At 28.3% G+C, this 21,269-nt stretch carries 18 protein-coding genes and 1 pseudogene; all 19 read left to right on the top strand.

Annotation, left to right across the window (positions count from 1 at the left end):
• The first annotated feature begins 48 nt into the window (after positions 1-48).
• The 19 genes and pseudogenes from alaS to sigE all read left to right on the top strand — a co-directional run bounded on the left by alaS (position 49) and on the right by sigE (position 21,189).
• Positions 49-2,697: an alanine--tRNA ligase gene (alaS, locus tag ACUN06_RS08655; protein ID WP_449389630.1), complete on the top strand. Its 2,649-nt coding sequence runs from the start codon at positions 49-51 to the stop codon at positions 2,695-2,697.
• Positions 2,698-2,829: 132 nt separating this feature from the next.
• Positions 2,830-3,087, top strand: coding sequence for an IreB family regulatory phosphoprotein (locus tag ACUN06_RS08650; RefSeq protein ID WP_291733832.1), 258 nt, complete (start codon positions 2,830-2,832; stop codon positions 3,085-3,087).
• A gap of 185 nt (positions 3,088-3,272) precedes the next feature.
• A pseudogene (locus ACUN06_RS08645) lies at positions 3,273-3,865 on the top strand (IS607 family transposase).
• 1 nt (position 3,866) lies between these two features.
• Positions 3,867-5,045 (top strand): RNA-guided endonuclease InsQ/TnpB family protein, encoded by a 1,179-nt coding sequence (locus ACUN06_RS08640; RefSeq protein ID WP_449390264.1) that lies wholly within the window; start codon positions 3,867-3,869, stop codon positions 5,043-5,045.
• A gap of 164 nt (positions 5,046-5,209) precedes the next feature.
• A complete protein-coding gene (gene ruvX, locus ACUN06_RS08635; RefSeq protein WP_291734197.1) occupies positions 5,210-5,632 on the top strand; it encodes a Holliday junction resolvase RuvX in 423 nt (140 codons plus the stop codon).
• Between the two features lie 244 nt (positions 5,633-5,876).
• Positions 5,877-6,152, top strand: coding sequence for a DUF1292 domain-containing protein (locus ACUN06_RS08630; protein ID WP_291734185.1), 276 nt, complete (start codon positions 5,877-5,879; stop codon positions 6,150-6,152).
• A 22-nt stretch (positions 6,153-6,174) separates the two neighbouring features.
• Complete coding sequence (locus tag ACUN06_RS08625; protein WP_291734186.1) at positions 6,175-6,645, top strand: Fur family transcriptional regulator; 471 nt, start codon at positions 6,175-6,177, stop codon at positions 6,643-6,645.
• A 50-nt stretch (positions 6,646-6,695) separates the two neighbouring features.
• Complete coding sequence (locus ACUN06_RS08620) at positions 6,696-8,363, top strand: ribonuclease J (protein WP_291734187.1); 1,668 nt, start codon at positions 6,696-6,698, stop codon at positions 8,361-8,363.
• A 217-nt stretch (positions 8,364-8,580) separates the two neighbouring features.
• Complete coding sequence (typA, locus tag ACUN06_RS08615) at positions 8,581-10,407, top strand: translational GTPase TypA (RefSeq protein ID WP_291734188.1); 1,827 nt, start codon at positions 8,581-8,583, stop codon at positions 10,405-10,407.
• 93 nt (positions 10,408-10,500) lie between these two features.
• A complete protein-coding gene (gene mltG, locus ACUN06_RS08610; protein WP_291734189.1) occupies positions 10,501-11,517 on the top strand; it encodes an endolytic transglycosylase MltG in 1,017 nt (338 codons plus the stop codon).
• Between the two features lie 18 nt (positions 11,518-11,535).
• Complete coding sequence (locus ACUN06_RS08605; RefSeq protein WP_291734190.1) at positions 11,536-12,183, top strand: O-methyltransferase; 648 nt, start codon at positions 11,536-11,538, stop codon at positions 12,181-12,183.
• Between the two features lie 96 nt (positions 12,184-12,279).
• Positions 12,280-13,524, top strand: coding sequence for a peptidase U32 family protein (locus ACUN06_RS08600; protein WP_294161472.1), 1,245 nt, complete (start codon positions 12,280-12,282; stop codon positions 13,522-13,524).
• 15 nt (positions 13,525-13,539) lie between these two features.
• Positions 13,540-14,157 (top strand): uridine kinase, encoded by a 618-nt coding sequence (udk, locus tag ACUN06_RS08595; RefSeq protein ID WP_294127805.1) that lies wholly within the window; start codon positions 13,540-13,542, stop codon positions 14,155-14,157.
• A 44-nt stretch (positions 14,158-14,201) separates the two neighbouring features.
• Positions 14,202-15,827 (top strand): penicillin-binding transpeptidase domain-containing protein, encoded by a 1,626-nt coding sequence (locus tag ACUN06_RS08590; protein WP_449389629.1) that lies wholly within the window; start codon positions 14,202-14,204, stop codon positions 15,825-15,827.
• A 104-nt stretch (positions 15,828-15,931) separates the two neighbouring features.
• On the top strand, positions 15,932-16,627 hold the full coding sequence (gene sigK / locus ACUN06_RS08585; protein WP_291734194.1) for an RNA polymerase sporulation sigma factor SigK: 696 nt from the start codon (positions 15,932-15,934) through the stop codon (positions 16,625-16,627).
• A gap of 59 nt (positions 16,628-16,686) precedes the next feature.
• Positions 16,687-17,742, top strand: coding sequence for a type IV pilus twitching motility protein PilT (locus tag ACUN06_RS08580; RefSeq protein ID WP_291734196.1), 1,056 nt, complete (start codon positions 16,687-16,689; stop codon positions 17,740-17,742).
• 497 nt (positions 17,743-18,239) lie between these two features.
• Positions 18,240-19,364 (top strand): cell division protein FtsZ, encoded by a 1,125-nt coding sequence (ftsZ, locus tag ACUN06_RS08575; RefSeq protein WP_291736127.1) that lies wholly within the window; start codon positions 18,240-18,242, stop codon positions 19,362-19,364.
• A gap of 307 nt (positions 19,365-19,671) precedes the next feature.
• Positions 19,672-20,472, top strand: a complete 801-nt coding sequence (locus ACUN06_RS08570; protein WP_294367593.1) for a sigma-E processing peptidase SpoIIGA — start codon at positions 19,672-19,674, stop codon at positions 20,470-20,472.
• Positions 20,473-20,481: 9 nt separating this feature from the next.
• The gene (gene sigE, locus ACUN06_RS08565) at positions 20,482-21,189 is read left to right on the top strand and encodes an RNA polymerase sporulation sigma factor SigE (protein WP_449389628.1); all 708 of its coding nucleotides are present in this window, start codon (positions 20,482-20,484) and stop codon (positions 21,187-21,189) included.
• The last annotated feature ends 80 nt before the right edge of the window (positions 21,190-21,269 follow it).

Here is a 21,269-nt window from a genome sequence, read left to right as displayed (position 1 = left end):
TTAATGCGACATCCCAATTAAGTTATAAAAAGTTGGAGGTTGAAAAAAATGAAATTCATGGGAGCAAATGAATTAAGAGAAAGTTTTATAAGCTTTTTTGAATCTAAGGAACATTTAAGAATGGAAAGTTTTCCATTAGTACCTAAAAATGATAAGAGTTTATTATTAATAAATGCAGGTATGGCACCACTTAAGCCATATTTTACAGGAATACAAAAACCACCAAAGAGTAGAGTTACTACTTGTCAAAAGTGTATAAGAACTGGTGATATAGAAAATGTAGGAAAGACTTCAAGACATGGTACTTTCTTTGAAATGTTAGGAAATTTCTCATTTGGAGATTATTTTAAAAATGAAATTATTCCATGGTCATGGGAATATGTAACAGAAGTTTTAAAGTTACCTAAAGATAAGTTATATGTAACTATATACTTAGAAGATGATGAAGCTTATGAAATTTGGACTACTAAAACAGATATAGATCCAAGCAGAATATTTAGATTAGGTAAGGATGATAACTTCTGGGAAGTTGGAACAGTTGGTCCATGTGGTCCATGTACAGAAATTCACTATGATAGAGGTGAAAATGTAGCACCTGTAACAAATGTAGAAGATTTTGTTGCTGCATCTGATGCTGATAGAATAGTTGAGTTTTGGAATTTAGTATTTATTCAATTTGATAAGCAAGAAGATGGTAGCTATGCTCCATTAAAGAATAAAAATATTGATACAGGTATGGGACTTGAAAGAATTGCAACTATAATGCAAGGTGTTGATAACATATTTGAAATTGATACAGTAAAGAATATCTTAAATAAGGTATCTGCTTTATCAGGTGTAGAATATGGAAAAGATGCAAATAGTGATGTTTCATTAAGAATAGTAACAGACCACGTTAAGGCAGTAACTATGCTTATATCTGATGGAGTTCAACCAAGTAATGAAGGAAGAGGATATGTTTTAAGAAGACTTTTAAGAAGAGCTGCAAGACATGGAAGATTACTTGGAATTAAGGGATTATTCTTAAAGGAAGTTGTAGATGCAGTTGTTGAAAACTATGGTGGAAATTATCCAGTATTAGTTGAAAACAAGGATTATATAACTAAGATAATAACTTTAGAAGAAGAAAGATTTAATGAAACTATTGATAGTGGAATGAATATCTTAAATGGTTATATTAAAGAATTAGAAGAAGCTAAATCTACAGTACTTTCTGGAGAAAAAGCATTTAAATTATATGATACTTATGGATTCCCATTAGAATTAACAGAAGAAATTCTTGAAGAAAAGAATATGACTGTTGATCATGAAGAGTTTAAAAAGGAAATGGAAGCTCAAAGAGAAAGAGCTAGAAGTGCAAGAGGAGAAACTTCTTACATGGGAGCTGATGAAAATCCAATAAACAAAGTTAAGGCTGATGTTGAAACAGAATTTGTTGGATATACATCTACTACAGCAAATGGAAAAGTTGTAGTTATTGCAACTGATGAAGATTTTGTTGATGAATTAACTACTGGAACTAAGGGTTATATTTTAACTGACAAGACTCCTTTCTATGCTGAAATGGGTGGTCAAATTGGTGATACTGGTATGATAACTGGAGCAAATGGTTCTGCTTATGTTTACAACACTAAGAAAAATGTTGGTGGTAAAACAGTTCATTATGTTGAAGTTAAAGAAGGAAGTATTAAATTAAATGAAGAAGTTACTTTAACTGTAGATAAAGCTATAAGAGCAAACATTTGTAAAAATCACACAGCAACTCATATGTTACAAGCTGCATTAAAAGAAGTTGTTGGCTCTCATGTTCATCAAGCTGGTTCATTTGTTGATAATGAAAGATTAAGATTTGACTTTACTCATTTCCAAGCTATGACATCAGAAGAAATTCAAAAAGTTGAAGATTTAGTTAATGATAAAATAATGGAAGTTGATACTGTTGAAACTAAGCTTATGACTATTGAAGAAGCTAAGGAATCTGGAGCAACTGCACTTTTTGATGAAAAGTATGGTGATAAGGTAAGAGTAGTTGTAGCTGGAGAGTTCTCTAAAGAACTTTGTGGTGGTACTCACGTATCTAATGTTGGAGAAATTGGATTATTTAAAATAGTTTCTGAAACTGGTGTTGCTGCAGGAATTAGAAGAATAGAAGCTTTAACAGGAAGAGCTGCTATAAAATACATGGAAGAAAAACAAAGATTATTAAAAGAAGCTTGTTCAGCACTTAAGTGTACTGAAAAGGATGTTTTAAAGAAAATATCATCTCAAGGTGCAGAACTTAAGGAAAAGGATAAGGAAATTGCAGAACTTAAATCAAAGCTTACTAGTGGGGCTTTAGATGATATATTAAATAGTGCAAAAGACATTAATGGTGTTAAAACTATAGCTTATGCTTTAGAAGGTGTTGATGGAAATGCATTAAGAGATTTAGCTGATAAAATTAGAAGTAAGATGGGTTCAGGTGTAGTTGTTTTAGTAAGTAATTTAGGTGATAAAGTTAACTTAATAACTATGGCAACTAAAGATGTATTAGATAAGGGAATACATTGTGGAAAGATAATTAAAGAAGTTGCAACAGTTGTAGGAGGAGGCGGTGGTGGAAGACCAGATATGGCTCAAGCAGGTGGTAAGAAACCAGAAAATATCGAAACAGCAATTGAAACTGCTTTCCAAACAATAGAAAAATTAGTAAAATAATTAATTTGTATAGTATACAATTATGTAAAATTAGGGTATAATATAATTAATAAATTAATTATTCGATTTTCAAATGATTAAAATTAAAAATACTTTCGTAAGGAGGTGAAGCTGCAAGTAAGCAGCTACAATATGGAAAATAATCTTGATAAAACAATGCAATTTGACTTAAACATTAACAAAGAGGATTTGACTAAATCAATTTTAAATGATGTGTATACAGCATTGAAAGAAAAGGGATATAACCCAATAAACCAATTGGTAGGATATCTGATTTCAGGGGACCCTTCTTACATTACTAGTTATAACGGAGCAAGAGCTTTACTTAGAAAACTTGAAAGAGATGAAATACTTGAAGAGGTAATAAAATCTTATCTAGATATTAAATAAAAGGTGCCCGTTTATCGGGTGCCTTTATTTTATTATTTTTTTACAAAATTAAGTGCATAAATATTTAAAAAAGATTTTTAAAATAAAAAAACAAAGGAGGAATATATAGTCAATTAAAATACTGATGAATGTGTTTAAAAGTGTTAATATGTGCCCAAGGAGTGATATTAATGAACAGTAAACACATAACAAATTACAAACCAAAAGATTTTGCTGAATTACTTGGAGTGAGTGTAAAAACCTTTCAACGTTGGGATAGAGAAAACATATTAAAGGCAAAAAGAACACCAACAGACAGAAGATAGTATACTTACGAACAGTATTTAGAGTTTAAAGGCATCAATGGTTCTGATAATGATAGAAAGACAGTTATTTATATTAGAGTTTCTACTATGGGCAAAAAGATGATTTGAAAAATCAGATAGAATTTCTTTTAAACTTTACATCTTCCAAAGGAATAATAGTAGATGAAATAATTGAAGATATAGGTAGTGGATTGAATTACAATCGTAGAAAATGGAATAAACTTATTGAGGAATGCATGGAAAATAAAGTTGATTCTATTATAGTAACTCATAAAGATAGATTTATTCGCTTTGGATATGATTGGTTTGAACGATTTTTGAGTAAATATAATGTGAAAATAATAGTTGTAAATAACGAATTGCTTTCACCGAAAGAAGAATTGGTTCAAGATATAATTTCAATATTACATGTTTTTAGTTGTAGAATCTTCGAATTAAGAAAATATAAGAAAAAGATAGAAAGGGATGAATAAATTGCTAAAAGCCTACAAAGTAGAGATAAAACCAACAACAAAACAAATACAAAAGATTGAACAAAGTATTGGAGTTTGTAGATGGCTTTATAATGAATATCTTTCAGTTAATAATAATCTATATAAGCAGTATAAAGATGGATTGATTGATAAAAAACAAACATTTAAAAGTGCTAATGATTTTGACAAATATATCAACAATGAAGTCAAAGTTTTAGATGAATACTCTTGGATAAATAATTGTGGTTCTAAAGCTAGAAAAAAAGCTATACAAAATGCCGAAATCGCTTATAAAAGGTTTTTTAAAGGTCAAGCTAAGTTTCCTAAGTTTAAAAAGAAAAATAAATGTGATGTTAAATTATACTTTCCTAAGAATAATAAAGGCGATTGGAAGGTGGATAGACATAAAATAATGATACCTACATTAAAAAACGTAAGGTTAAAGGAGTATGGCTACATTCCAATAGGCTCAAAAATTATTAGCGGAACTGTATCAAAGAAAGCAAATAGATATTATGTGTCTGTAATAATAGATGTAGAAAATATCCCACAGAAAAATACAAATCAAGGTATAGGAATTGATTTAGGCATAAAAGATTTTGCTATTTGCAGCGATAAAATCATTTATAAAAACATAAATAAAACTCAAAGAGTTAAGAAGTTAGAAAAGAAATTATTAAGAGAGCAAAAAAGACTTTCAAGGAAATATGAAAGTTTAAAAATAAGAAATAAAAAAGAGAAGGGAGAAGCTACTCGACAAAATATCCAAAAACAAATAGCTAAAGTACAAATACTTTATCAAAGACTTAACAACATAAGAACTGATTATATAAATAAAGTTGTAAGTAATGTGGTGAGAAACAAACCATCTTATATTACGATAGAAGATTTAAATGTTAAGGGAATGATGAGGAATAAGCATTTATCTAAAGCAGTAGCACAACAGAAATTTAATGAATTTAGAAATAAATTAGCAAATAAATGCAATGCTTTGGGTATAGAATTAAGAATTGTTGATAGATTTTATCCTTCAAGTAAACTATGTCATAAATGTGGTTCTATAAAAAAAGATTTAAAGCTTAAAGATAGAATTTTTAATTGTGATTGTGGGTATGTTGAAGATAGAGATTATAATGCAAGTCTTAATTTAAGAGATGCAAAAATCTATAAAATAGCATAAACAAATTTTATAGATATGTACCGATGGCTAAGTCGGGAATTTACGCCTTTGGAGTGATATATCAAACTAAAGTAGTCTATGTTTATCAAGACAAAATAGGTCACGTTGAAAAAGGAAAAATCTCAATATGGATACGTTTGTCCATATTTCGAGTAGCAGTTTCTATGAGAATATTAGGACTTGATATGGGTTCAAAGACTATTGGAGTTGCATTAAGTGATCCTTTAGGATGGACGGCTCAAGGAATAACAACTATTAGAAGAACAAAAAAGGAACAAGATTTAGAAGAAGTTCATAAGATATGCAAGGAGTATAATGTTGAAACTATAGTAATTGGATTGCCTAAAAATATGAATGGAACTATTGGAGAAGCTGGAGAAAAAGCTTTAGAATTTGCAGAATTACTTAAAGAAAAAACAGAATTACCTATAGAAATGTGGGATGAAAGATTAACAACTGTTGCTGCACATAGAGCTATGCTTGAAGCAGATCTTTCTAGAAATAAGAGAAAGAAGATAGTTGATAAAATAGCAGCTACATATATATTACAAGGATATTTAGATAGATTAAGATTAACATCTAAATAATTAAAGGTTTGAAAATTATAAAGTTGAAATTTTTATAATTTAACATGTGAAAATATAGTCATTATTTATAAAGATTTCAAAATTAATATAAATTACTTATTTTAAGATGCATAAATAATTAAATTTAATTATTAGTTTAGATTTTATTTTTAGCTTTTTGATTGTTAGCTAAAATAAATTATTTGCAGTTTAATAATTTTATGTAATAATATAATAAACAATTATGAAAAAAGGAGTAATAATTATGGAAAAAGATTTAAAAACAATACAATTATTCGATGAAGATGGAAATGAAATAAATTTTAATGTAATAGCATTCTTTGATATGGTTAATCCAGAAACTGATGAAAAAAGTGAATATGTTATAGTTCAAGAAGTTGGATATGAAGATGAAAATCCATTTGCTTTAAAAATAATAAAAGATGAAGAAGACAATGATATGTTTGAATTAATAGATAATGAAGTTGAATTAGCTGCTGTAGAAGAAGCATATAATACAATTTTTATGGAAGAAGAGTAAAATTAAAAGTGAGGTGTTAAAGATGAATAAAGCTAATGTAGATATTGAATTATTAAAAGAAAACCTGAAGAAAAAGGGTTATAAATTAACGCCTCAAAGAAGAGCTATTGTAGATGTAATCATCGAAAAAGAAGGAGAGCACTTAACTGCAGAAGAAATATATGATGAGGTAAAGAAAGTATGTCCTGATATTGGGTTAGCTACAGTATATAGAACAGTCTTATTATTAGAAGAAGTTGGTGTGATTTTTAAATTAGATTTAAATGATGGGTGTAGTAGATATGAATTAGCCCATAGTGAAGAACATCATAGACATCACCATTTAGTTTGTAATGAATGTAAGGCTGTTTATGAAGTGCAAGATGATCTTTTAGAGGAATTAGAAGAGAGAATTGAAACTACATATGGATTTAGGATTTTAGACCATAGTGTTAAGTTTTTTGGTATTTGCGCTAAATGCTGTAAAAAACATAAATGTGAAAGTGAAGAGTAATATTTTAGTATTACCTTAAATACATAAAAGAGAAATAGAGGAGGGGACATATGAAGAATGAAAAAGCTAAAGTTAAGATTATACCATTAGGCGGAGTTAATGAAATTGGGAAAAATTTAACTGCTATTGAATATAAAAATGATATTGTTGTAATTGACTGTGGATTAAAATTTCCTGATGAAGATATGTTCGGAATTGATTTAGTTATACCTGATATAACTTATCTTATAAAAAATAAAGAAAAAGTATCTGGGATTTTTCTGACTCATGGTCATGAAGATCATATAGGTGCATTGCCATATGTATTAAAACAATTAAATGTTCCTGTATATGGGACGAAATTAACATTAGGAATTGTTGAAACTAAATTAAAGGAGCATGGATTATTAAGCAGTACAGAGCTTATTAGAGTAAAACCAAGAGATGTAATTAGATTAAATTCAGTTTCAGTTGAATTTATAAAGACAAATCACTCTATAGCAGATTCTGTTGCAATTGCTGTTCATACGCCTTTAGGTGTTGTTCTTCATACTGGTGATTTTAAAATAGATTATACTCCTATAGATGGAGAATTAATGGATTTTGCAAGATTTGCTGAACTTGGTAAAAAAGGTGTATTAGTAATGATGGCAGATTCAACAAATGTTGAAAAACAAGGATATACAAAATCAGAAAGAATTGTTGGAGAAAGTTTAACAAGAATATTTGGAAAAACTAAAGGAAGAATAATTATTGCAACATTTGCATCTAATATTCATAGAATTCAACAAATAATAGATGCTGCAACTGTATATGGAAGAAAAGTTGCTGTTTCAGGAAGAAGTATGGAAAATATCATTAATGTAGCAATTGAATTAGGCTATATTGAGGTTGCAGAAAATACTTTAGTTCCTATTGATGCAATTAATAAGTACAATAATGATCAAATAGTTATTATTACTACTGGAAGCCAAGGAGAGCCTATGTCTGCATTATCTAGAATGGCATCTGCAGAGCATAAAAAGGTAAATATAGTAGAAGGTGATACAATAATTATTTCTGCTACACCTATTCCAGGAAATGAAAAACTTGTATCAAAAATTGTAAATCAATTATTTAAAAAAGGTGCAGAAGTTATTTATGGTTCTGCAGAAAATATTCATGTTTCTGGGCATGCATGTCAAGAAGAATTAAAACTTATGCAAACTTTAATAAAACCAAAGAACTTTATACCAGTTCATGGTGAATATAGACATTTAAAACAACATGGTGAATTAGCTATTAAATTGGGATTAAATCCTAAAAATGTAGTAATTCCTGAAGTTGGAAATGTTATTGAAGTCAATAGAAGTGGAATTAGAAAAAGTGGAACTGTCATTTCAGGTCAAATATTTGTTGATGGACTTGGAGTTGGAGATGTTGGAAATATAGTATTAAGAGATAGAAAACATTTATCTCAAGATGGTATATTAACAGTAGTAGTTACTTTATCTAAGGACAATAAGACAATAGTTGCTGGGCCAGATATTATTTCAAGAGGCTTTGTATATGTTAGAGAATCAGAAGGTTTAATTGATGAAGCAAGAGAAATAGTTAGAAATACTTTACTAGAATGTGAAGAAAAGAATATTACTGACTGGGCAACATTAAAGTCAAATGTAAGAGATGAACTTAGAACTTATTTATATGAAAAAACAAAGAGAAAACCAATGATACTTCCTATTATAATGGAAATTTAAGTGGTAGTTGACAAGTTACTAAGATAATAGTAGAATAATTGATGAATTTGAAAATTGGATACGAGTGTATCCAATTTTCTTTTTAAGTAAAATATTTATAGGTTTACAAGAGGAAAAAAATCTAATTTTTATACCAAGGAAATAAGCCTTTAAAATAAAAGAGGTGGACTTAAGATTATTAGTTTAAGTTCATAATAAAGTTGATGGAGGAAATTAAATGGAATTAATAACTAGAGATGACATTAGAAATATAGCTATTATAGCTCACGTTGACCATGGTAAAACAACATTAGTTGATGCCATGTTTAAAGAAAGTCACGTATTTAGAACAAATGAAAAAATGGATGAAAGAGTAATGGACTCTAATGACTTAGAAAAGGAAAGAGGAATTACAATCCTTTCTAAGAATACTGCTGTAATGTACAATGGGATAAAAATTAATATAGTTGATACACCAGGGCATGCTGACTTTGGTGGAGAAGTTGAACGTGTACTTAAAATGGTTGACTCAGTTTTACTTGTTGTTGATTCTTATGAAGGACCAATGCCTCAAACTAAGTTCGTTTTAAAGAAGGCCTTAGAATTAAAATTAAAGCCAATTGTTGTTATAAATAAGATAGATAAGCCAAATGCTAGACCAGAAGAAGTTATTGATGAAGTATTTGAATTATTCTTAGAATTAGGTGCAGATGATGAACAATTAGACTTCCCAATAATTTATGCTTCAGCTAGAGAAGGTTTTGCTAGATATAATGTTGAAGATACAAATGATGGAATGGAACCATTATTTAAAACAATAATAGATCATGTTGAACCACCAAAGGGATACATAGATGGACCGTTCCAAATGCTTGTTACTACTTTAGATAGCAATGCTTTCGTTGGTAAAATTGCTATAGGTAAAGTACATAGAGGTACTGTTAGAAAGAACCAAAATGTAGCATTAGTAAGACAAGATGGTACAAAGTCTAACTATAAGATAACAGCTGTATTTGGATACAATGGATTAAAGAGAGAAGAAGTTGAAGAAGCAGGATTAGGAGATATTATAGCAGTAAGTGGTATAGTTGATGCTAACATTGGTGAAACAATTGCTGATGCAGCTAATCCAGAAGCTTTACCATTTGTTGAAATTGATGAACCAACACTTAACATGAACTTTATGGTAAATGATTCACCATTTGCTGGTAAAGAAGGTGAATTCGTTACATCTAGACATTTAAGAGATAGATTAATGAAGGAATTAGAAACTAACGTAAGTTTAAGAGTTAAAGAAATAACTCCAGATTGCTTTGAAGTATCAGGAAGAGGGGAACTTCACTTATCAGTTCTTATAGAAACAATGAGAAGAGAAGGTTTTGAATTACAAGTTTCTAAGCCAAATGTTATCTTTAAAGAAGAAAATGGTAAGAAGATGGAACCAATGGAATACTTAACAATAGACGTTCCAGAAGAATTCATGGGTGCTGTTATGGAAAAAATGGGACCAAGAAAAGCTGAAATGGTTAATATGACTTCTGCAGTTAATGGATATACAAGATTAGAATTCATAATTCCTGCTAGAGGACTTATTGGATTTAGAAATGAATTCATGACAGATACAAAGGGTAATGGTATCATGAACCATGTATTTGAAGGATATGCTCCATACAAAGGTGAAATTGAAGCTAGAAGCAGAGGATCAATAGTTTCATTTGAACAAGGTGAAGCAATTGCTTATGGATTATTTAATGCTCAAGAAAGAGGTAGATTATTCATAACTCCAGGTACACCAGTATACCAAGGTATGGTTGTTGGAGAATGTGCTAGAGCAGAAGATTTAGATATCAACGTTTGTAAAGGTAAAAAATTAACTAACACAAGAGCTTCTGGTTCTGATGATGCTGTTAAATTAGTACCAGTTACTACATTAACATTAGAACAATCAATTGAATTTATAGGAAATGATGAATTAGTTGAAGTTACTCCAGAAAGCATCAGAATTAGAAAGAGATACTTAGATGCTGCTGAAAGAAAGAGAATGATAAGCAGAAGTAAAAAATAAATTTTTAAATTGTTTATAACTTTATAAAAAAGTATTATAATAGTGAATAGCTAAGTATCTTAGCTATTCACTTTTAAATAGAAGGGGGTATTTATGAAGCAAAAAAGAAAGAAAATAAGAAAGAGAAATACCGGCAAATTTATTTTTATTATAATAGCTTTAATTTTATTAATAGGAGTTTTAAAAGTTAAATCAGTAATTAATGACCCTCTTAAAATTTCAAATGAAGAAGTAGTAACAGTAGAAAATGGAGAAAGTTTTTATACTATTATTAATAGATTAAAAAATGAAAATAAAATAAAAAGTCCATTTATTATAAAGATGTATTCAAAGCTAGCTGGACTTAATTTAGAAGTTGTTCCAGGAAGGCATACTTTAAAAGATAAAATGTCAATAAAGGAAATGCTAGAAACCCTGAGAGATTCTAGTAATGCAATTGCAGTTACTATTCCAGAAGGGTTTAATATTGAAGATATTGCATCTAGATTACAAGAGCAAAACATTTGTACTTCTGAAGAGTTTATAAATGCAGTAAAAAGTTATCCGTTACCATCATATGTAAAGGATAATTCAGAAAAAAGATATAATTTAGAAGGATTTTTATTCCCAGATACATATAAATTTGAAGCTGGAGTTGAACCACAATACATAATTAAAACAATGATAAATAGATTTGAAGAAGTCTTTAAGCAAATTACTGCTAATACTAGCATTAATGAAAATGATGTAGAAAAAATGGTAAATGTGGCATCTATTATAGAAAAGGAAGCAAGGGTAGATGAAGATAGACCATTAATTGCATCTGTTATTTATAATAGAATAAATCAAAATATGCCACTTCAAATTGATGCTACAGTAATTTATGCACATGGGTATTATATTGAAAGTGTTAGAAACAGGCATTTAGCAATTGAATCAAAATATAATACATATTTATACAAAGGTTTACCAGTAGGGCCAATATGCAATCCAGGAATAGAATCACTTAAGGCAGCATTGAATCCTGCATCTACGGATTATTTATTTTATTTGTTAGCTGGAGAAAATAAGCATTATTTCACAAATAATTACAATGACTTTTTAAAGAAAAAAGAAGAATTAGGATATTAACATATACGGAGGTTTAGTATGAGTGGAGTTGCCTACGACTATATGGAAGAATATATTAGAGGATTGATTCCTGAAAGTACAGGAAAGTTAAAAGAACTAGAAGATTTTGCAAAGGAAAATGGAGTACCTATAGCACAAAAGGAAACTATAAAATTCTTAGAATTTATGGTAAATATGAAAAAGCCATTAAGAATATTAGAACTTGGGACAGCTATTGGATATTCTGCAATAATAATGCATGATGCTGCTGGATGTAATCCTCATATTACTACCATAGAAAGAAGCGAAGAAATGATTAAGTATGCAAAGGAAAATATAAAAGCATATGGTCTTGAAGATAAAATTACTATTGAGGCAGGAGATTGCCTTGAAGTGTTAGAAAAATTAGAAGAACCATATGATTTAATTTTCATGGATGCAGGAAAGGGACATTATAATCATTTTTTACCACATTGTTTAAGACTTTTAAAAGATGATGGTATTATAATTGCTGATAATGTATTATTTAGAGGTATGGTTGCAACTGATGATTTAGTAAAAAGAAGAAAAATCACAATTGTTAAGAGAATGAGAACTTACCTAGATATGGTATCACAAGATGAAAATTTAATTACTTCTGTAATTCCAATGGGCGATGGAATTGCAATTACAAGAAGAAAAAATTAGCCTTTATGATTTAAGTTTTAATTATAATTAAAATTTAAGTTGTCTATTAAATTAATCTAATAAATTTTAATGAAGTTATTAGAAGGAGGTAAATCAATGAGAAAACCTGAAATACTAGCACCAGCTGGTAATTTAGAAAAGTTAAAAATAGCTATAGATTTTGGTGCAGATGCCGTATACATTGGTGGAGATAAATTAAATCTTAGAGCTTTTTCAAATAATTTTTCAAATGAAGAAATGATTGAAGGTATTAAGTACTGTCACGATAGAGGTAAGAGGATTTATGTAACATTAAATGTTTTTGCTAGAAATCATGATTTGCCTTCAGCAGGTGAATATATAAAAGGGCTTTATGATATTGGAGTAGATGCAGTTATAGTTGCAGACCCATCATTAATAGCTATATGTAAGGAAGTTGCTCCGCAATTAGAAATACATTTAAGTACACAAGCAAATACTGTTAACTGGATGGCAACTAAATTCTGGTATGACTTAGGAGTTAAGAGAATAGTTTTAGCTAGAGAATTAACTTTCAAGGAAATAAATGAAATAACAGAAAATATTCCAAAGGGATGCGATATTGAAGCATTTATTCATGGATCAATGTGTGTTGCATATTCAGGAAGATGTTTAATATCAAATTACATGATAAAGAGAGATGCCAATAAGGGTATTTGTGGAAATGTATGCAGATATAAATATTACTTAGTTGAAGAAACTAGACCAGGTGAATACTATCCTGTTATAGAAGATGATAATGGAACATATATAATGAACTCAAAGGATTTATGTATGATTCATCATATACCAGAGCTTGTTAAGAGTGGAATTTATTCTTTCAAGATTGAAGGAAGAATGAAAAGTGAGTTTTATGTTGCATCAGTAGTTAAGGCATATAGAGAAGCTTTAGATAGTTATTGGGAAAATCCAAATAATTATAAGTTTAAAGATGAATGGATGGATATGCTTAGAAAAGTAAGTCATAGACCATACCATACAGGATTCTATTTAGGAATCAATGGAGAGCAAAATTATGATGATGCTGGTTATGTTAGAGATTATGAAATAGTTGGTATGGTTAAATCATATGACCCAGAAACAAAAACAGCAACAGTTCTTCAAAAGAATAGAGTATTTGAAGGTGAAGAAGTAGAAATACTAAGACCAGAAGTGCCATACTTTAAAATTAAGCTAAATGATATGTATGATTTAGATAAAGAGAGAAAAACTGATGTAGCAAATAGAGCACACATGATGTTTACAGTTAAAGTTGATGAGCCTTTAAAAGTAAATGATATGCTTGTTAAAGCAAATAATGTTATTAATATAAACAACAACTAAGGAGGAAATACAGTAATGTCAAAACCAATATTAATAGGAATTACTGGAGGAACAGGTTCTGGTAAAAGTACAATTGCAGATGCATTGTATTCTAATTTTTCAAAAGATTGTATAGCTATGATACAACAAGATATGTATTATAAAGACCAAAGTCATTTATCAATGGAAGAAAGAGTTAAAACAAACTATGATCATCCTATGGCTTTTGATAATGATTTGCTAGTAGAGCATTTAAAAGCCTTAATAAATGGTAAGTCTATAGAAAAACCGAGTTATGATTTTACTGTACATAACAGATCAAAGGAAACAGCAATTGTTGAATCTAGAGATATTATATTAGTTGAAGGTATATTAATTCTTGAAGATCCAAGAATTAGGGAGCTTTTAGATATAAAGGTTTATGTTGATACTGATGCAGATATTAGAATTTTAAGAAGACTTGTAAGAGATATTAATGAAAGAGGAAGAACTGTTGAATCAGTTGTAGACCAATATCTTAACATTGTAAGACCAATGCATTTACAATTTACAGAGCCATCTAAAAAATATGCAGATATAATTATTCCAGAAGGTGGACATAATTATGTTGCAATTGATTTATTAATGGCAAAAATCAGAGATATATTAAAGTAATTTGAATAAAACACCTCATCTTAGTCTAAAATTTAGCTAAGGAGGTGTTTTTTTTGTATAGTTTTAAAATTAATAATAAAAAATCACTTGCTATAGGAATCGTGTTTGTATGTATTTTTATTGCTTTAACTGTAAGATTATATGTTTTAATGATACATCCAACTAGTACTGTTCAAGGAGAGCTTAAAAATCATCAGGTTGAATACAGCAGTGACAATAATTATAAAATCTTTGATACTAATGGAGAAAATCTTATTAATTATAAAAATAAATATATAATGGTCTTAGACACAAAGCCTTTTAAATTAAATAATTATGAAGAAACTCTGCAGGATTTATTAGCATTAAATTTTATTATGAAATCAGAAGATAAAGCATTTAATTTTTCTGATATTATGAGAGAAAGTGGTAAGATATATTACAAGATTACAAAAGAAAGTTATGATAAAATTAATAAATTAAATGATATAAAGGGCATATATACTTATGTTTATAATGAAGTTGATTTAAAAGAGAGATGGAGAGTGGAAAATATAATAGCTTCTATTGATAAAGATAATGTTATAAAAGGCTCCTTTGAAAGTAAGATTGAAGATATTATTAGTGAAAATAAAAGACCTACCATTGGGTTTTATTTAGATGACAAGTCAGTTTATAAAAGTAATGAAACAAATTCAGGGGAAAATAATAAAAATATAAGATTAACAATAGATAAGTCAATTACTGAAAAAATTAGAAATGTACTTAAAAGTGATGAATTTAATAACTTAGATAATGTTGGTGTTGTTTTATTAGAATCAAAAAGTGGTAAGATAAGGGCTATGGTACAAAAAGATGAATCAGAAGCAAATATAAATTTAGGAATTGGTCAATTAGGTTTTGAACCAGGCTCAATATTTAAAATACTTACAGAAGCTATAGCTTTAAATGAAGGATTGATTAATGTAACTGATACATTTTATTGTGGTGGAAGTATTTGTAATAATAATGGCAAACCATATGCTCATGGAGCATTAACTGTAAGTAAAGCTTTTGAATTATCATGTAATGATATATATGCTAAGATAGGCAATTTAATTGGATATGAAAATATGTTAAAGTATACTACTAATTTAGGGTTATTTAATAAGGTTTTAGGTGTTTCAGGAGAAAATAGAGAAGAAGCATCGGGGGTAATGCCTAAAGCAACTGATGGAATAAGTAATTTTGCAATTGGTCAATGTGTAACTGTAACACCGCTTCAAATTGCAGGAGCAATAAATGCTGTAGTAAATGATGGTGTTTATATTAAGCCATCTATTATAGAAGATATAGTAGATGATAATAATAATATAATTGAAAATGAACAAAATAAAGAAAATAGAATATTTACCTCTACAACTTCAAAATTAGTAAAAATGGATATGAAAAATGTTGTTTTAAATGGAACTGGTACTGAAGCAAAAGTTGATGGAGTAATAGAAGGTGGTAAAACTGGTACAGCAACAGGTGAAGGTGGTGCTACAACACATGGATGGTTTGCTGGATATTTTGAACTTAATAATAATGAATATACTTTAGTAGTAGTTACTCCTAATATTCAAGGAAGGAATGAAAATGGAGTTGAGCTTGCTGGAGGAAATACTGCAGCACCTATATTTAGAGAAATAATAAAATCATTAATAAATTAATAAAAATATAGGAATGAAATGTATTATAAAATAATTTATAATCTATAAGCAATATTTTTAGAAAATATCATATTATATAATAAGCACTGCTAGGAGGAAGCTAAGTGATATTTTTTAGTAATATTCTAGAGATATTTTGCAGTAATATATTTCTTACAGGATATATCTCTGGAAATAATACATTTCCGCAGCCATTAGATGAAAAAGAAGAAGCTAAATACCTAGAATTGTTAAAATCAGGTGACAAAAATGCTAAAGGAGTATTAATAGAAAGAAACCTCAGGCTGGTAGCACATATTGTGAAAAAGTATCAAATACCTAATAAGGATATAGATGAACTTATATCAATTGGGACAGTAGGATTAATTAAGGCAATTGATTCATTTGATGCATCAAAAGGAACAAGATTAGCTACATATGCATCTAGATGCATTGAAAATGAAATTTTAATGTTGTTTAGAAGTAATAAAAAGCAAAAGGGAGAAACTTTTTTACATGATCCAATAGGAGTAGATAAAGAGGGAAATGAAATTAGTTTAATTGATGTCTTAAGTAGTGATAAAGATTCTGTAGTTGAAAAGGTTGAAAGTAATATACAAATTAGAGCTCTTTATGCAAAAATTAATACAGCTTTAAGTGAAAGAGAAGGAGAAATAATCCGAATGAGATATGGCTTGGTAGATGGAAAGTGTAAAACTCAAAGAGAAATAGCCAGTCTTCTTGGGATATCAAGATCATATGTTTCTAGAATAGAAAAAAAGGCATTAAAAAAATTAAAAAAAGAACTTGCTAGTAAATAAAAAGGAGTAATTTTATTTAGTAAAATATACTTTTAAACTAAAAATGATTGGAGAACAAAATGTATTTATTACTAGAACTTTTAAATAAAACTAAAGAAATGAATGCATCAGATTTACATTTAACAGTAGGATTAGCACCAACTATTAGATGTAATGGTAAGCTTATTCAATTAGGTATAGATAAATTATCTTCAAATGATTTAGAAAGGTTTTCTAGGGAAATACTTCAAGAAAAATATGATGAATATATAGAAATTGGAGAATTTGATACTTCTTATTCAGTTGAAGGAGTTGGAAGGTTTAGAATAAATGTATTTAAAGAAAAAAATAATGATGCAATTGCAATTAGAGTTATTGCACTTAAAATTCCAACATTAAATGAGTTAAATCATCCAGAAGTGTTAAAGAGCATAATTAATAAAAAAAGAGGGCTTATCTTAGTTACAGGACCAACTGGAAGTGGAAAAAGTACTACATTAGCAGCAATGATAAATGAAATAAATAACACAAGAGAAGAACATATAATTACATTAGAAGATCCAATAGAATATTTACACAATCATAATAAATGTATAATTAATCAAAGGGAAATTGGAAGAGATAGTAAGAGTTATAATAAGGCGTTAAAGGCAGTACTTAGAGAAGACCCAGATGTTATATTAGTTGGAGAAATGAGAGATTTAGAAACTATTTCTATTGCAATTACAGCAGCAGAAACAGGACATTTAGTATTTTCAACATTGCATACAATAGGTGCTGTAAAAACTATAGATAGAATTATAGATGTATTTCCACCACATCAGCAAGAGCAAGTTAAGATACAATTATCATCTGTGATTCAAGCTGTTATTTCACAACAATTATTACCTAACATTAAAGGTAATGGAAGAGTAGCAGCGTTGGAAATAATGGTAAATACTCCAGGGATACAAAATTTAATTAGGGAAGGTAAAACTAATCAAATTGAATCAGTAGTTCAAACTGGAAATAAATATGGTATGAAGACTATGGATATGGCAATTTCAGAATTGTATAAAAAGGGTGTTATTTCTATGGAAATTGCAATGGCATATGCAGTAGATAGGGAAATTTTAAAGAGATTTATGATTTTATAAGAAATTACAAGGGGCTGTCGTACTAAATAATTAGTGCATAGCTCCTTTTTATAATTTATATGTGAAACATCTGTGGCTTATATCTATTAATTAAAGTATTTTAATTAATTTATTTTATATTTTTAATATAAAATAATAAAAAATGTTAAATTTTAAAGGATTTTTTAAACTTATGTTGAATATAATTTATGATAGAGATAAATATTAAATTTGTTTGTTATAAAAATAGAATAAGTCGAAATATTTTTTTTACGGATAAAATTAGGTTTAATAAATAAATTTTAGGTGCTTTTTTTACAAAACTAAATAAATGAATACAAATTTCTTCAACAATTAGCATTTTACTATTGTTAACATATATGTAATGATGTAAAATTAAAATGCGTAAGAATTTTTATTTTGTGATAAAATAAAATTAATAAAGGTTGAAGTAATAAAAATAAAAAAATGAAAGCATTTTAATTTACTAATAGAAAGAGTTTTAAGGAGGAGTTATTTTGTTAGATTTTGAATTAGATATGCAAGAATTAACTAATATAAAAGTAATAGGCTGTGGTGGTGGCGGTGGTAATGCCGTTAACAGAATGATTATTGAAGGATTAAGAAATGTTGAATTTATAGTTGTTAACACAGATAAACAAGCATTATTACTTTCACAAGCTAACACAAAAATTCAAATTGGTGAAAAGCTTACTAAAGGTCTTGGTGCTGGTGCAAATCCTGAAATAGGTAAAAAGGCAGCAGAGGAAAGTAGAGAAGAAATAGCAGAAGCTATAAAAGGTGCAAATATGGTGTTTATTACTGCTGGTATGGGTGGAGGAACTGGTACAGGGGCCGCTCCAGTAGTTGCTGAAATTGCAAAATCTATGAATATCTTAACAGTAGGTGTGGTTACTAAACCTTTCCCATTTGAAGGTAAAAGAAGAATGAGACATGCTGAAATGGGATTAGAAAATTTAAAACAACATGTTGATACACTTGTTATAATACCAAATGAAAAACTTCTTGCTATGGCAGATAAGAAAACTACATTATTAGATTCTTTTAAATTAGCAGATGGTGTATTAAGACAAGGGGTTCAAGCTATATCTGACCTTATTACAATTCCAGGGGTTGTTAATGCTGACTTTGCTGATATTGAAGCTGTAATGAAGGATAAAGGTTTAGCTCACATGGGTGTTGGTTATGGAAAAGGTGATAACAAAGCTCAAGATGCTGTTAGACAAGCAATATCTTCACCATTATTAGAAACATCAATAGATGGAGCAACTGGAGTTATAATTAACTTTACTGGTGGAGTTGATTTAGGAGCAATAGAAGTTTATGAAGCTGCTGAAATAGTAAGAGAAGCTGCTGATATAGATGCAAATATTATCTTTGGTGCGGTTATTGATGAAACATTAAATGATGAAATTAGATTAACTGTAATTGCAACAGGATTTGAAGAAGACAATGGAAAAATAACTTCTTCTACATCAGAAACTACTAAAATTGAATCAAAGCCAGTTGTAGAACCAGTTAAAAAGGAAGAAGAGCCTGTTCAAGTAACTCACAATGATCCATTATTAGATTTAGATAGAGAAAGTGTTAATATACCAAGTTTTTTAAGATCTAGAAAGTAATATAAAGTAAATAAAAATAGAAATTACAATAAAAGTTGTAATTTCTATTTTTTTTGTTGTTTTAACACTAAATTATTCTATTTTACGATAATCTATATTAATTTTATTTTATTAATGATATAGAGAGTAGTTATAAGTGCTATATTTTTAGGGATTTCTATTATAAATTTTAATATATATGCTAGAAGAAGTATATTTGGAAGTAATATGTAAAAAAACTTTGCTTAAAATTTAAGTTATACTCCTTTAAAATGACAAAAAAATTTTAAAGATAAAGCTATAATTTATTTATTAAGGAGGTGAGTAAATGGAAATATATATTGATGTATATATATTAGAAAATATAATAATTGATTTATTTTTATTATTACTTTCTTTTAAATTATTAAGATTTAATTTTAATAAAAGAAATATATATATCGCAGCTGTTGTTGGTGGTATATATGCGTTAGTTATTTTTTGTAATGTAAAGATTTTAAGTTCTATTGCTATGAGAATTTTAATGGTAGTTTTTATGATGTATATTTCTCTAGAAAATAAAAATTTAAAATATGTTTTAAAGTCGACTACGGTTTATTTTATGTTGACATTTATGTTAGGAGGAGCTTGTTTTGCAGCAGTACAAATGCAAAACTCTTATATAATTGGAAAAGCATTTGTTGTTCAAAGTAATTCAATAAAATATTTAGTGTTAATTATAGCAATTGCATTTATTTTTATAACTAGAATAGCAGATTTAATTAAGGAAAGAGCAGTAGTTAAAAATTTTTTATATGATATATATATTACAGAGGGTCAAAAATCAGTACTAACAAAAGGATTTTTAGATACAGGAAATGAATTAAGGGAACCAGTAACAAATTTACCTTGTATAATACTTGAAAGCAATTATTTCAATCAATTTGATGTTCCAGAGGATAAAGAATTTATTATTAAATACGATACTATAAATGAAATTGGTGAAGTTAAAGGATTTAAAGGCGATATAATGATAAGAAGTGAGGATAGCAATAGTTGGACAAAAATTAGTGCAATAATATGTAGGTGTGAAAGAAAATTAAGCAGGGAAGATGAATTTCATGCTTTATTATCAAGAGGTATAATATAGGGAGGATATATGGGAAAGTTAGTTATATTAATAAATAAGTTTTTATCTAAACTAAATATATTAAAAAAAAGAGTGGATTACATTGGTGGAAATGATGTTTTGCCACCTCCTTTAAAAAAGGAAGAAGAAGATGATTTAGTAGGAAAGTTATCTACTGAAGGTGAAAAGGTAAGAAATATACTTATTGAAAGAAATTTAAGATTAGTTGTATATATTGCAAGAAAGTTTGAAAATACAGGAGTAGCAATAGAAGATTTAATTTCTGTAGGAACTATAGGACTTATAAAGGCCGTTAATACATTTAACCCTGAAAAGAAAATTAAATTAGCTACTTATGCATCAAGATGTATAGAAAATGAAATATTGATGTACTTAAGAAGAAATACAAAAGTAAAAGCTGAAGTATCTTTTTATGAGCCTTTAAATATTGATTGGGATGGAAATGAATTATTATTGTCTGATATATTAGGAACAGAAAATGATACTGTATATAATTTAATTGAAGATGAAGTTGATAAGCAATTATTATTTTTAGCTCTTAAAAATTTAAATGATAGGGAAAAAGAAATAGTTAAGTTAAGATTTGGTCTTTCAGGAAAACCAGAAAAGACTCAAAAAGAGGTAGCTGACATTCTTGGAATATCACAATCTTATATATCTAGACTTGAAAAGAAAATAATAAATAGGTTAAAGAAAGAAATAAATAAAATGATTTAAGGTTGTCTTTAGTATAAAAGAATACTCTTACGGAAATAATTTTAAATGCAGTATGTTATTACTTCTGAAGGAGTGATTGA

This window comes from Clostridium sp. ETTB3 (assembly GCF_053571985.1).
Note: the sequence above shows the minus strand (reverse complement) of the source record. Positions and strands in the feature narration are given on the sequence as shown.